Source organism: Rhodococcoides trifolii, from assembly GCF_014635345.1.
Taxonomy (GTDB): Bacteria; Actinomycetota; Actinomycetes; order Mycobacteriales; family Mycobacteriaceae; genus Rhodococcoides; species Rhodococcoides trifolii.
On the sequence record NZ_BMCU01000003.1, the window covers coordinates 815,092 to 827,224 of the forward strand.

Below are 12,133 nucleotides of genomic sequence, written 5' to 3' on the forward strand. Positions count from 1 at the left end.
CCGACCGAATCTCCGCGTTCGGTAGTAGCATGACTGCCAACGTCGCGTGCCGATGGCGGACTGCGTCAGGCATGGAGGCGTCGAAGCCCTGAGGCTGATCCATGCCAGTCACGTTCAACCACACCATCATTGCGTCTATCGATCGACACGAATCGGCACGGTTCTATCGCGAGATCCTCGAATTGTCCGAAGCCCCCTCCTGGGGTCCGTTCGTCAACGTTCGCCTCGATGCGGGCGTGCTGCTGCAGTTCGCCGAACCGCCCGTCGACATTCAGATGCAGCACTACGCATTCCTTCTGGACGACGAGGCGTTCGACCGGGCGTATCAGCGACTCGTGGACCGCGGTATCGACCACTGGGCGGATCCGCAGATGCAGCGGGCTGGTGAGACCAACACCGAACACGGCGGCCGCGGTGTGTACTTCAAGGACCCAGCCGGTCATGGTCTGGAGATAATTACGCGGCCCTATGTCTAGGCCAATTCTTTTCTCAGCCGCGCTGGCAATGACGCGAAAACCAAATCGTAAGCCCCGCGGAGTAATTCGTCGACCAGATCCTCCGGCACGGACCCGTTGGGGTTCAGGGTGATCCAGTGCTTCTTGTTCATGTGATAGCCGGGAACGATGTCGTCGAACCGGTCGACGAGCTCCAACGCATCGTCGGGTGCGCACTTCAGCGTCACCTGCTCGCTGTCCTCACCGATGGCCGCGAACATCTTGTCCCCGATCTTGAACACGGCCGTGGTCGGGCCGAACGGCCGCGTCAGCTCGGCCGAGGGAAATGCGGCGCAGGCCGCGATGATGTCGTCGATGGTCACAGCAGGTCCTCCGCATCGAGAAGTCGCCGTAGACGAGCTGGAGCATCCGTCGCCACAACCGGCGTGTAGATCACGAGGTGCAGGTCAGGGTGATCGGACGGGGCAAGCCTGTGGTGCTCGAGACGAATATCCCCCACGAGGGGGTGGTGGAACAAGCGCTCACGGGTAGTGAATCCCTCGATGTCGTGCCTCGACCACCACGCCCGGAATTCTGCGCTGGACTCCCGCAATCGGTCGACGAGGTCGACGAAGGTCGGTTCGCTCACCCGAGGGCCCACCTCGGCGCGGAACTCGGCAAGGAACCGTCGACTGTCGATGTCCCAGTCGGGCAACAGCTCTCGAACGTACGGATCGGTGAAGACGAGGTACAACAAATTCCGATCCCGCGCCGGGACCTTCGCGATGTTCGGGTAGAGCAGGGCATACGCACGGTTCCACCCCGAGATGGACCAGTCCGGCTCGATCGCGAACGCCGGCGAATCGGCCAGTGCGTCGAGCAGGCGCTGAATGTGGTCCGGCGCCCGATCGGAGGCGGACGTCTCCGGCCGTGGGCCGGGGTACCCGGCGAGCGACAGCATGTACGCATGCTCGGCTCCGGTCAGCTGGAGCGTGCGAGCAACGGCGTCCAGCACCTGCCGCGAGGGATTGATGTCGCGACCCTGCTCGAGCCACGTGTACCAGGTCACGCTGACGCCGGAAAGAAACGACACCTCTTCCCGCCGTAGCCCGGTGGTGCGGGTGCGACCGAGCATCGGCAGGCCCAACTCGGACCGCACGAGTTGACCGCGCCGCGCCCGCAGGAAGTCACCGAGCTCGCTCACGGTCCCTGTCAGCCCATCAGTGAGTTCACGAAGGCGATGGCGTCGGCCTGCGCCGCGAGACCGGTCCCGATGTGGTCGTTCTGATACATCTTGAACGTCACCGGCACGTTGTTCGCCGTCATCTGCGCGAGCAGGGACAGCGCCGACGGAGCCGGCACGTCGAGATCGGCCGCTCCCTGCCCGATGAATAGAGGACGGTCGTACCCGCTCGTCGGAACACCCATGTACGCGTTCAGCAGTGCGTAGAAGTTCGGAATCTCGTTCAGCGGCTTGGTGAACAGCCCGCCGGTCACGATGCCCGACGACTTCGCGGCGAGCGGGAAGATGCACTCCGTCTCGGCGCGATCCACGAAGTGCCGGCCCTCAGGAGTCAGGTACGAGTTCAGGTCGATCTCTGGATGTGCAAAACGCAGGCCCGCCAAGATGTAGGAGAGGTACGTCGTCAAGTTGGGCGAGAGCGGCACCGGGGCGAAACCAGGGCCGAGCGGCAGCAACGCCAGCTCGATGTTCGCGGGAACACCGGTCCCGACGGCACCGCGAAAATCGAGATCGGGTCCGCCGAACCGGGTGGCGTAGTGGGCCGTCGTGATCGCCGCTCCCCCACCCTGCGACTGTCCCACTACCGCCCACCTGTCGGACAACGAATCATCGATCGTCACAGCCGCTTTCACTGCATCGACCACGCTATGGGCCTGAACCTTGCCGTCCAGGTACGGCATGAGGCCGGGCGTACCGAGTCCGACGTAATCCGTGGCGACCACCGCGTATCCCGCGGCGATCCACCGCCCCAGGTACGGCTTCTCACGTTCCGGTGCGGCCGGCCCTACCAGCGACGGGGCGCAGGCATCACCCAACCCGACGGTGCCGTGCGCCCACGCGACGACCGGCCACCCACCTGCCGGGGCCGGACCGTCGGGAGTGAACACCGCGCCACTGCTCAGCGCGGGGGTGTCGTCGACACCGGTGGACCAGTATGTGATGCGTTGCGGCGCGGAGCTTCCCGGAATCCGCAACGACTCGGGCATCGGTTCCACGCGGACCACGTCGCCCGACTCCTGCGCACCGGCGGGGAACGCCAGCGCCAGCGCGGCCGCCAGCGCGCAGACCAGGGAGCCGACAACCGACCGAGCGCGCATCATGGGCAAATCCTAAGGGGGGTGGTACCGGCACTACTAGTACCAGCGGCGTCTTCCGCCGACGAACGATTGCGGCGACAGTGAGTTCTGTGCCCGAACTGAGATCACGAACCGTCACCCATGGCCGCAACATGGCCGGCGCCAGGGCGTTGCTGCGCGCCGCCGGAGTAGCCCGCGAGGACTTCGGAAAGCCTATTGTCGCCGTCGCGAACAGCTTCACCGAGTTCGTCCCCGGACACACCCACCTGCAACCGGTGGGCCGCATCGTGTCCGACGCCATCTCGAAGGCCGGGGGTATTCCGCGCGAGTTCAACACCATTGCCGTCGACGACGGAATCGCCATGGGTCACGGCGGGATGCTCTATTCGCTTCCCTCTCGCGACCTGATCGCCGACTCGGTCGAGTACATGGTCAACGCTCATTGCGCCGATGCGCTCGTGTGCATTTCGAACTGCGACAAGATCACCCCCGGGATGCTGATGGCGGCGATGCGGCTCGACATCCCCACCGTCTTCGTCTCGGGTGGACCGATGGAGGGTGGCACTGCGGTGCTCGTCGACGGGACGGTTCGTACCCGCCTCAACCTCGTCTCCGCCATCTCCGACGCGGCCGCCCCGAGTGTGTCCGACGACGACATGGCTCGAATCGAGGAGGCCGCCTGCCCGACGTGCGGTTCGTGCTCGGGGATGTTCACGGCGAACTCCATGAACTGTCTCACCGAGGCACTGGGTCTGGCGCTGCCGGGCAACGGGTCCACTCTGGCGACGCACACGGCGCGAAAGGCGCTGTACGAGAACGCAGGACGAACGATCGTGGACATCACGCGGCGTCACTACGAGCAGGACGACACGGGAGTGCTTCCGCGCTCGATCGCGTCCCGCGCTGCGTTCGACAACGCGATGTCGCTCGACATCGCGATGGGCGGTTCGACCAACACGATTCTGCATCTGCTGGCCGCGGCGCGTGAGGGTGAACTCGACTACACCCTCGGCGACATCGAACAGCGGTCGAAAGTCGTTCCGTGCCTGAGCAAGGTGGCCCCGAACGGCGTTTACCTGATGGAGGACGTTCACCGTGCGGGCGGGGTCCCGGCGATACTCGGCGAGCTTCATCGAGCCGGGTTGCTCGACGACGGCGTCGCCTCGGTCCACAGCGACTCGCTGACCGAATGGTTGACGACGTGGGACGTCCGCGGCGGCTCACCCTCTCCCGACGCCGTCGAACTCTTTCACGCCGCACCGGGTTGCGTACGCTCGTCCACCGCCTTCTCGCAGTCGGAACGATGGATCGACCTCGACGTGGACTCCGAGCACGGATGCATTCGGTCGGTCGATCACGCGTACAGCGTCGACGGCGGTCTGGCAGTTCTACGCGGAAACGTCTCGGTCGACGGATGCGTCGTCAAGACCGCAGGAATCGACGACTCCATTCTCGTGTTCTCCGGTCCTGCAGTCGTATTCGAGTCTCAAGACGATGCCGTCGACGGAATTCTGGCCGGCCGCGTGCAGGCCGGCGACGTCGTCGTCATCCGGTACGAGGGTCCGCGTGGCGGCCCGGGAATGCAGGAAATGCTCTATCCCACGGCGTTCCTGAAGGGCCGCGGACTCGGCAAGTCGTGTGCTCTCGTCACCGACGGGCGCTTCTCGGGAGGCACATCCGGGCTCTCTATCGGACACGTCTCTCCCGAAGCAGCGGCGGGCGGTGCCATCGCGTTGATCGAGGACGGGGACACGGTGACCATCGACGTCCCCGGGCGGCGCATCGATCTGCAGGTGTCGGAGCAGATGCTCGACGACCGTCGACGCGCCCGCGGCGGCATCTACCGACCACGTGGCCGCGACCGTACGGTGTCCACTGCATTGAAGGCCTACGCCGCGATGGCGCTGTCCGCAGACAAGGGGGCCGTGCGCGATGTGAGCCTTCTCGAACACTAGTAGACTGTGTTCTACTAAAGGAATGAAGCTGCGTCGCATCTCGACCCGGTCCGGCACCGCGCTCGCCGCACGGCACGAGCCCACCGATACCTGGATCGACCTCGAGGAGGCGCAGCACACGCTCGGAGGGGAGTCGGTCGGCTCCGACCTCGTACTGTTGCTCGCTGCACGAGAGCGCGGACGCGATCGGGTGTCGTCTCTCATGGACGCCGCCGTCGCCGAAGGCGTTGCGACGGTGCGTGATTGCACACCGCTCCTCCCCTATGCGCCGTCGTCGCTACGATGCTTCCTCGGGTGGGAGGCGCACTGGATTCGGGCGGCGCACCAGATGGTTCGAACCAACCTGCCGGCGGCCGCTCCGTTCGTTCGGGGATACGAGACGCTCACTCGCAGAACCTTTCCCGCCCTCAAACCCAAAGCCTCCTTCTACGACCACCCGGCCTACTACACGGGCAACCATCTGACGATCGTCGCCGACGGCGCTCCGATGCCGTGGCCGTCGTACACGCAGGCGCTGGACTTCGAACTGGAGTTCGCGATGATCGTGGATCGGCCACTGAAGGACGCATCCTCCACGGAGGCGGCGGACGCCATCGGCGGATTCGTCGTGTTCGACGACTTCAGCGCCCGAGACGTGCAGTGGGAAGAGGAGAGGAAGGGGTCTTTCGGGCCAGTCGTGAAGACCAAGACCTTCGGCAGTTCGCTGGGGTCGGTGATCGTGACTCCCGACGAGGTGCTCGATCGCATCGATCGTCTCGATGCGTCGGTGGTCGTGGACGGCCAGACCTGGTCGTCGACCAGTACGCGGGGGTTGCACTGGTCACCCGGCGAGACCGTTGCCTACGCGTCGCGCGGTGAGCAGGTCTATCCCGGTGAGTTGATCACCTCGGGCACGCTGCCGATGGGATGTGGACTCGAACTCGACCGGTGGATCGAGCCCGGCAACGAGGTCGTACTGACCATCGACGGGATTGGATCCGTCAGCAATGTCGTTGCGGCGCAGGGTTGATCAGGTGCTGCATTCCTCGATCACGATGCCCAGCGTGCGCAGCAGGAGTGCCATCGGGGTCTGCGAGCGCGGAGCGCCGCGCACGAGCCAGGACAGCGTGCACGAGACCATGAAGTCCAGCCAATCGCGCACCCCGGACGAGAGCAGCGCACCGTGAACACCCGCCTCTGTCAGTCCGGCGACGATGCGATCGCGTTGGATCCCGAGGTTGTTGTCGCGCTGCGCCGCGACCTCCGGAGACCCACTGACCGCACCGTGAAACATTGCACGGTAGAGCGCGGGGTTGGCGGCCGCGTAGTCGAAGTACGCGCCGAGAGATGCTCGCATCTTGTCCTCGCCCGAGGACTCCCTGTCCGCAGCGTCGGCGGTGAGACCTCGGAGTTGCAGAGACAGTCGCTCGATGAGGGCGATGAGCAGTGCGTCCTTACCGGGAAAGTACCGATAGACGAGGCCTCGGGACACCTCGGCGCGTTGCGCGACATCGTCGAGCGTCCAGTCGGTCAGACCCGTCTCGCGCACCAAGGTCGATGCGGCGTCCACGATCGCTTCCTTACGACCTTCGACGCCGAGACGGCTGTTGGACCGGATTTCCACCGCCGAATTCTGTCATAGCTTTGCGGGCCTTTCGGCAGTAGACTCGGTTCTACTCTCAACAGATGTGGGGTTTTCGATGGTCATACACAACGGCGCAACAGGCGGATCGAAGCGATTGGCCGACCGACGACGACGACGCGTGACGCCCTGCGAGTTCCTCACCGAATGGACCAAGGACGTCACGGCGCGTTCCGTCCGCGGCGGTTCCGAGGTGAACGACACCGACCTCGTGGCCGTCCGTGCAGCATCGTCCGACTGGATCTCCTGCGGAATCTCGGTCGATTCCGCGCTGGAAGCCTGCCGAGAGAGCGGAACGTACGTCCTGACGCAGTGGATGGGCGAAGCGGGATCGGACGCCACCGCTGCGTCTCGAGCCGTCGTCGCCCTGGTCAGCGCCGCCACCACCGCCATCGGCGACGAGTACGCACTGGCCACGGGCCGCGAATCCGGAAGTTCCTCCACACGTGAAGGATTGGCGCGCGCCCTCATTCTCGGCCGCCCCCGGTGGTCCGAGCTCGCCGTGCAGCTCGGCGTCGACATTCCGGCTCGGTACCACGTGGTGGTTCTTCGAGTGCCCGACGCCGTCAGCGAGCGCCGCGTGGCAGTGGTGCACGACGCGATCGACGCCACGTTCGGATCCGGACACGACGTTCTGGCCGCCGTCGACCGTGCAACGGTGACGATCCTGGTTCCGCCGACGGGAGACGATCCGTCCGTCGACCGTCTGACCTCGCGCCTCAACCAGTCGTTCGGTTCGGCACTTCTCGGCGCAACCGTGGACGCGGCCAACACCGATGTGCCCGACGCCATGGGATTCGCCAACGAATTGATTGCCCTCGCAGCCAAATTGGGGCGTCCACCCAAGGTGTACCGCACGCAGGACCTGGTGCTCGAGTACCAGATGTCGCGCCCCGGACCCGGCCGCGAGGTCATCGGAACCGTCCTCGATCCACTGCGCGACCGGCCGGTGCTGCTCGAGACCATCACGGCGTACATGAAGAGCCAGCAGAGCCGCCGTTCGACGTCGCGAAAGCTGTACATACACAACAACACTCTCGATTCGCGCCTCAAGAAGATCTCCGAGCTGCTCGGATTCGACATCAGCTCGGTCGCCGGTCAGCGCAGACTCGAGGCCGCGATCTTCATCGACGACCTCGACCGGTACAGCTAGCTCACACGGGCACTCTGGTCAACGCCGCCGCGTGGTCCAGACGGTTCAGTGCGCGAACGGCGGCGCGGGTGGCACCGGACTCCGGCGACCGACCACTGAAGGTGAACGCGCCCGCGGGGTCGGACTCGTCGAGTCCGTCCTCGTATTCGTCGGATTCGCCGCGCACGACCTCGCGCAGTGACGACAACGACGACCGCACCAGGTCGGTTCCTGCGCGCAGGGAGTCGATCGTCTCCGCCCGGGGTGCGGTGTCGGCGTCGGCGCCCGCCGCACTGATCCCCGCTTTGGCGAGGGACCGAGCGGCACGATCGCAGGTCTCGAGCACACGGACCAACCGTGCGGTCCCCCGTCGAGCTCGGGTAGTCGGACCGAATCCGAACGGCTTTGCTGCGGTGATGGTGTCCTGCAACGCCGTGTCCAGTTCACGAGCCAGTGGAACCAGGTCCACGCCACTTCCCGGTGCCGCCACGGAATCGACACTCGCGACGATGACCGCGTCGAGTTTGTCGAGGTAGTCGTCGACCTTCTCGACCAGATTCTGACGGGTCCGCGTCGGGAGGATGAAGAACGCTGCGCCGATCCCGACGGTGGCACCGACGAGCGTCTCCTCGATGCGCACCTCGAGCACCGCGATGCTGAACGTGCCGAGAAGGCCGTACAACATGGCGAGCAAGATGGTGACGAAGAAGACGAGCAGGCTGTTCGCGATGGTGACGAGATAGAACGCGAAGAACACGCACACCACGATCAGCAGCAGTTGCAGAACCGGCCGCTGTCCCACGAGCGCCGAGAGGAGCACTCCGGCAAAGACTCCCGCCACCGTGCCCACCACGCGGTGCCCGGCGCGAGTGAGTATCTCCCCGCGGGTGGTGGTTCCGGTGAAGACCACGAACGCGGACAGCACCGCCCAGTACCAGCGGTCGGGCGACACCAACTCCCCGAGAACCGTGGCGATGCTGGTGGCGATCGCGACCTGGATCGCCGAGCGAGTCGACGGTTCCAGACGCGAGATCCACGACCCTTCGACGGTCGACGGATCGTCGGGGTCGTCGTCGGCGTCTACGTTCTTCGTGGACGGCGGCGCCTGCACCGCGTTGACCGCCACCCGGTGCAGTGCGGTGTGGGCAGCGACGGTGCGCATCGCGTAGTGCAGGGCCACCCCGGTCTGGTCGACGGGATCGGCGGTGCCGACGGAGACCACCTTGCGAGCCGCGCGGAGTTGTTGGTCGGACGGTGAATTGTGCAGTGTGGCAGCGACTGCGAGCATCGCCCGACCCAAGGTCGGCGGCCACGCCCGGTCGAGTCGATCGAGCGCGAACACCAGTTGTTCGGTCGCTTGCTGCGCGTCGAACACTCGGCGCGAGAGATCGTCGCTGGTCACCGACAGGTGGATGGACGCCTCGTTGCGGTCCAGCCAGTCCTCGATCATCAACGCGGTGTTGGCGAGCCGTTCGAGGCCGCGCCGGATGTCGTCGGAATCGCCGGCGTTGTTCGGTGCGGTGATCTCGAGAACCGACACGCACGACGCGCGGAGCGCATTCGTCAGCCTGCGGAGCTCGGCACCGGCCGGTTCGCGGAGGAAGGCGACGCGGACTGCGAACGCGACGGCGACACCGATGACGATGCTCAGCGCAAGAAGGGGAATCTGCGACGGCGAAGCGCGAAGAAACAGAGCGAAGAAATACGAGATGAAGGACGCCATCCCCAACGCGAAACCCCGCGGCCCGAAGCGCCGGACCCACACCGCGGTGAACAGGACCGCGATGAAGCCGACGTCGGCAATCTTGCCGTGCTGCGCCAGCACTGCCGACAGGCTGACCGCCGCGACTGCCGGACCAGGGATGAGCGCGGTGGTGATCAGCTTGTCGCGCGTGGTGCGGTCCTTGACGACGAACGAGGTGAACATCGCGACGACCGTGCCGAGCATGGCCACGGTAATGGGCTGGCCGAGAACGCGAGTGACGGCGTAGAGAACGACGAGGGCCAGGACGAGGGTAATCGTGGTCGCTCCGGCGCTACGCAGACGGAGCTGACCCGGGTCGGACACGACGCCGAACCGGATGGTTCGTTCGATCGGCCGGCGAACGGCGGTGGCGAGACCCATCGGTCAAGCTTGCCGCATGATCGACGCGTACACGATCACCGGCCAGGAACCGTCCGTACTGGTGAGCGGCGGCCGCCCCGACATGGCAAGACATTGTCGAGCGCGAATACGAGCCAAATCTGGTGATCGACACCGCAACGACCGCTCCGGTCGACGCAGTGACGGCCATCGTGGACGAGCTCAGGTACTGAGCTTCTCCGCAAGAATGGGCACGACGGTGTCGAGCGCATAGCCCAGGGACAGAGCCGAATTGGTCGAATACGACTTCGACGCTTCCGGGTCGTCGAACACGAGATAGCGACCGTCGCGCACGGCGGGGACCTCGCGGAAGATCGGGTCTTGCTCCACCTGTTCCGCCGAGGTGGTGATGGGGAAGATCACCACCAGGTCCGCGTCGAGCAGATTCAACTGTTCGTTGGAGATCGGGACCGAGAAACGGACTGCAGTCTGCTCTGCGATGGTGGGGTTCGGGGTGAATCCGAGGCGCGTCATGAACTGCACGCGTTCGCTCGCCTCGATGTACGCGCCGTAGCCGGTGCCGCTGAATGCTCCGACGGTGACCGTTTTTCCGCGGAACTCCGGATGGCGGCCGCGGCGGCCGCGAACTTGTCGTTCAAGCCGGAGATCAGCTCGGCCCCCGTGTCCGGAACCCCCAACGCAGCCGAGACCAGTGTGACCTGGTCCTCGTAGGACGTCGTGTAGTTGTCCGCTCCCGGCGGTAGTGCGACGGTGGGAGCGATTGCCGACAGGGTGTCGAACCGGGTCCGATCGCCGGAGCTCTTGGTGTCGAGAATGACGTCCGGGGCGAGCGCCGCTACCTGCTCGTAGGACGGATCCAGCGTCCCGATGATCGTCGGAGGTTCGTCGTAGAGTCCTTGCGCCCAGGGGCCGACGCCGTCGCCGCCGAACGCCAACCAGTCGCTCGCTCCGACCGGTTGCACGCCCAGGGCCAGCGCGGTCTCGGCGTCGCCCCAGCCCAGCGCGACAACCCGTGTCGGTCGTGCGTCCAGGGTGACGCCGCCGAATTTGGTTTCCACCGTGACCGGATAAGCGGAATCGTTTGTCGTACTGGCTGTTTCGTCGTCCGAAGGTCCGCTTCCGCACGCCGTGAGCACGATCGCGAGGACCAGGAGCCAGACTGACTTCCGCGCTGTCATCGTGGTTAGCCTACCCTATGTTCATGACGGTACCCCCGAGCATCGACGTCGACCGATTAGTGGCCACGTCCCTCACGTCGGCCGCGGAACTCGAGGCAGTTCTCGGCGTCCCACATCCGAACATCCTCGACAAACACCGAACATTCACCACCCCACTGGTCCGCACATTCGTCTCCATGGCGCGGTTCTTCGTGCTCGCCACATCCGACGCCGACGGCAACTGCGACAGCTCCCCACGCGGCGACATCGAATCCACCGTTCTCTTTCCCGACGACCGCACCGTGGTGATTCCGGACCGGCCGGGCAATCGTCGAGCCGATTCCTACCGCAACATTCTGGACAACCCGCACGTAGGCATAATGTTCCTCGTACCCGGCGTGGACGAAGTCGTCAGAATCAACGGAAGGGCAACCCTCACCGTCGATCCCGATATGCTGCAACAGATGTCGATCGGATCCAGGCCCGCGCAGCTGGGACTTGTCGTCCGAGTCGACGAAGTCTACGTCCACTGCGCACGCGCCGTGTTGCGATCCAAGGTGTTCGAGCCGCAGACCTGGCCGGACACCGACGGCGTACCGACGCTGCGCGAGATGAGCGACGAACTGCACGGCATCACCGAGGTGTCGACGGAGCCCAAGCGCTCGGAGGATTACCGCACGGCGCTGTACTGAGCTCGCCTCAGGCCGAAAGTGTCATGCCGACACCGGGCGAGACCCGTCGGTGGCCACTTTCACGGCCAGCAGACCGAGCGCCGTCCCCATGGCATACCGCTGCGCACGTAGCCACGCTGGGCGCGCAACCAGGAATGCTCGAATGGAGCCTGCCGCAAGGACGACGAGCGCGTTGACTGCGAGGGCTATCGCAATCTGAACCGACCCCAGCGTCAAGGATTGCAACCACAACCGGCCGGCGGACGGGTCGACGAACTGCGGTATCAACGCGACGTACATGACGGCGATCTTGGGATTGAGCAAATTTGTCGTCAGACCCATCGCGAACAGCCGACGCGCGGTGTCGTGCGGCATGCCCACGTCGCCCACAATCGATCGGTCGCCGGGACGAAGCGCTTTCCACGCCAACCACAACAGATACGCAGCTCCGGTCAATTTCACCGCGAAGTACAGCGACGGCACTGCCGCGAACACAGCGGAGATCCCCAGTGTCACGGCTACGAGGTAGACGAGAAATCCGACAGCAACGCCGCCGAGCGAGACAAAGCCCGCCCGCTTTCCCTGTGATGCGCTGCGCGAGATCAGGTACATCATGTTCGGACCCGGTGTCAGCACCAGTCCAAGGGCGACGGCGGCGACGCCGGCCGCGGCGGCGAGGGTGATCATGGCGCTCACGGTGCCGTGGCCGTCGCGGCGCGGGAAGTGCCAGTGGAAGTTCG

13 protein-coding genes are annotated in these 12,133 nt (G+C 65.3%); 5 read left to right on the forward strand and 8 right to left on the reverse strand.

All coding sequences use genetic code 11. The features are described 5' to 3' along the window. Window positions 1-101: 101 nt before the first annotated feature. On the forward strand, window positions 102-476 hold the full coding sequence (locus tag IEW02_RS17215) for a VOC family protein (protein ID WP_188546028.1): 375 nt from the start codon (window positions 102-104) through the stop codon (window positions 474-476). On the opposite strand, the gene IEW02_RS17220 is transcribed toward IEW02_RS17215, so the two are convergent. The 3 genes from IEW02_RS17220 to IEW02_RS17230 are packed head-to-tail and all read right to left on the reverse strand — an operon-like array spanning window position 473 to window position 2,774. After that, window positions 473-817: an MmcQ/YjbR family DNA-binding protein gene (locus tag IEW02_RS17220; RefSeq protein ID WP_188546029.1), complete on the reverse strand. Its 345-nt coding sequence runs from the start codon at window positions 815-817 to the stop codon at window positions 473-475. The genes IEW02_RS17215 and IEW02_RS17220 overlap by 4 nt on opposite strands. After that, a complete protein-coding gene (locus tag IEW02_RS17225; protein WP_229746100.1) occupies window positions 814-1,638 on the reverse strand; it encodes a helix-turn-helix transcriptional regulator in 825 nt (274 codons plus the stop codon). The genes IEW02_RS17220 and IEW02_RS17225 overlap by 4 nt, the downstream gene beginning before the upstream one ends. Before the next feature lie 8 nt (window positions 1,639-1,646). Then, the gene (locus IEW02_RS17230; RefSeq protein WP_371829970.1) at window positions 1,647-2,774 is read right to left on the reverse strand and encodes an alpha/beta hydrolase family protein; all 1,128 of its coding nucleotides are present in this window, start codon (window positions 2,772-2,774) and stop codon (window positions 1,647-1,649) included. A gap of 89 nt (window positions 2,775-2,863) precedes the next feature. Here IEW02_RS17230 and ilvD point away from each other — a divergent pair, with 89 nt between their 5' ends. Both ilvD and IEW02_RS17240 read left to right on the forward strand, forming a co-directional pair. After that, on the forward strand, window positions 2,864-4,708 hold the full coding sequence (gene ilvD / locus IEW02_RS17235; RefSeq protein WP_188546031.1) for a dihydroxy-acid dehydratase: 1,845 nt from the start codon (window positions 2,864-2,866) through the stop codon (window positions 4,706-4,708). Window positions 4,709-4,730: 22 nt separating this feature from the next. After that, window positions 4,731-5,717, forward strand: coding sequence for a fumarylacetoacetate hydrolase family protein (locus IEW02_RS17240; RefSeq protein WP_188546032.1), 987 nt, complete (start codon window positions 4,731-4,733; stop codon window positions 5,715-5,717). On the opposite strand, the gene IEW02_RS17245 is transcribed toward IEW02_RS17240, so the two are convergent. Then, window positions 5,718-6,311 (reverse strand): TetR/AcrR family transcriptional regulator, encoded by a 594-nt coding sequence (locus IEW02_RS17245; RefSeq protein ID WP_188546033.1) that lies wholly within the window; start codon window positions 6,309-6,311, stop codon window positions 5,718-5,720. Between the two features lie 76 nt (window positions 6,312-6,387). On the opposite strand from IEW02_RS17245, the gene IEW02_RS17250 reads away from it, so the two are divergent. Next, on the forward strand, window positions 6,388-7,482 hold the full coding sequence (locus IEW02_RS17250; RefSeq protein ID WP_188546034.1) for a PucR family transcriptional regulator: 1,095 nt from the start codon (window positions 6,388-6,390) through the stop codon (window positions 7,480-7,482). Between the two features lies 1 nt (window position 7,483). On the opposite strand, the gene IEW02_RS17255 is transcribed toward IEW02_RS17250, so the two are convergent. From IEW02_RS17255 to IEW02_RS17260, 3 genes are all read right to left on the reverse strand, one after another. Beyond that, window positions 7,484-9,586 carry an FUSC family protein gene (locus IEW02_RS17255; protein ID WP_188546035.1) on the reverse strand — a complete coding sequence of 701 codons (2,103 nt, stop codon included), beginning with the start codon at window positions 9,584-9,586 and terminating at the stop codon, window positions 7,484-7,486. Between the two features lie 180 nt (window positions 9,587-9,766). Continuing rightward, complete coding sequence (locus IEW02_RS25175; RefSeq protein WP_229746101.1) at window positions 9,767-10,078, reverse strand: TroA family protein; 312 nt, start codon at window positions 10,076-10,078, stop codon at window positions 9,767-9,769. Next, a complete protein-coding gene (locus IEW02_RS17260) occupies window positions 10,075-10,743 on the reverse strand; it encodes an ABC transporter substrate-binding protein (protein WP_229746102.1) in 669 nt (222 codons plus the stop codon). The genes IEW02_RS25175 and IEW02_RS17260 overlap by 4 nt, the downstream gene beginning before the upstream one ends. Window positions 10,744-10,766: 23 nt before the next feature. On the opposite strand from IEW02_RS17260, the gene IEW02_RS17265 reads away from it, so the two are divergent. Next, window positions 10,767-11,414 (forward strand): MSMEG_1061 family FMN-dependent PPOX-type flavoprotein, encoded by a 648-nt coding sequence (locus IEW02_RS17265; protein WP_188546036.1) that lies wholly within the window; start codon window positions 10,767-10,769, stop codon window positions 11,412-11,414. A gap of 21 nt (window positions 11,415-11,435) precedes the next feature. On the opposite strand, the gene IEW02_RS17270 is transcribed toward IEW02_RS17265, so the two are convergent. Beyond that, window positions 11,436-12,080, reverse strand: a complete 645-nt coding sequence (locus tag IEW02_RS17270) for a LysE family translocator (RefSeq protein ID WP_188546037.1) — start codon at window positions 12,078-12,080, stop codon at window positions 11,436-11,438. Window positions 12,081-12,133 lie beyond the last annotated feature (53 nt).

Bases quoted from the DNA above. Each gene is read 5' to 3' on its own strand.
- IEW02_RS17265 (WP_188546036.1), top strand. From the start codon at position 10,767: ATGACGGTACCCCCGAGCATCGACGTCGACCGATTAGTGGCCACGTCC.
- IEW02_RS17255 (WP_188546035.1), bottom strand. From the start codon at position 9,586: ATGGGTCTCGCCACCGCCGTTCGCCGGCCGATCGAACGAACCATCCGG.
- IEW02_RS17230 (WP_371829970.1), bottom strand. From the start codon at position 2,774: ATGCGCGCTCGGTCGGTTGTCGGCTCCCTGGTCTGCGCGCTGGCGGCC.
- IEW02_RS17250 (WP_188546034.1), top strand. From the start codon at position 6,388: ATGGTCATACACAACGGCGCAACAGGCGGATCGAAGCGATTGGCCGAC.
- IEW02_RS17270 (WP_188546037.1), bottom strand. From the start codon at position 12,080: ATGATCACCCTCGCCGCCGCGGCCGGCGTCGCCGCCGTCGCCCTTGGA.
- IEW02_RS17240 (WP_188546032.1), top strand. From the start codon at position 4,731: ATGAAGCTGCGTCGCATCTCGACCCGGTCCGGCACCGCGCTCGCCGCA.
- IEW02_RS17215 (WP_188546028.1), top strand. From the start codon at position 102: ATGCCAGTCACGTTCAACCACACCATCATTGCGTCTATCGATCGACAC.
- IEW02_RS17260 (WP_229746102.1), bottom strand. From the start codon at position 10,743: ATGACAGCGCGGAAGTCAGTCTGGCTCCTGGTCCTCGCGATCGTGCTC.
- IEW02_RS25175 (WP_229746101.1), bottom strand. From the start codon at position 10,078: ATGACGCGCCTCGGATTCACCCCGAACCCCACCATCGCAGAGCAGACT.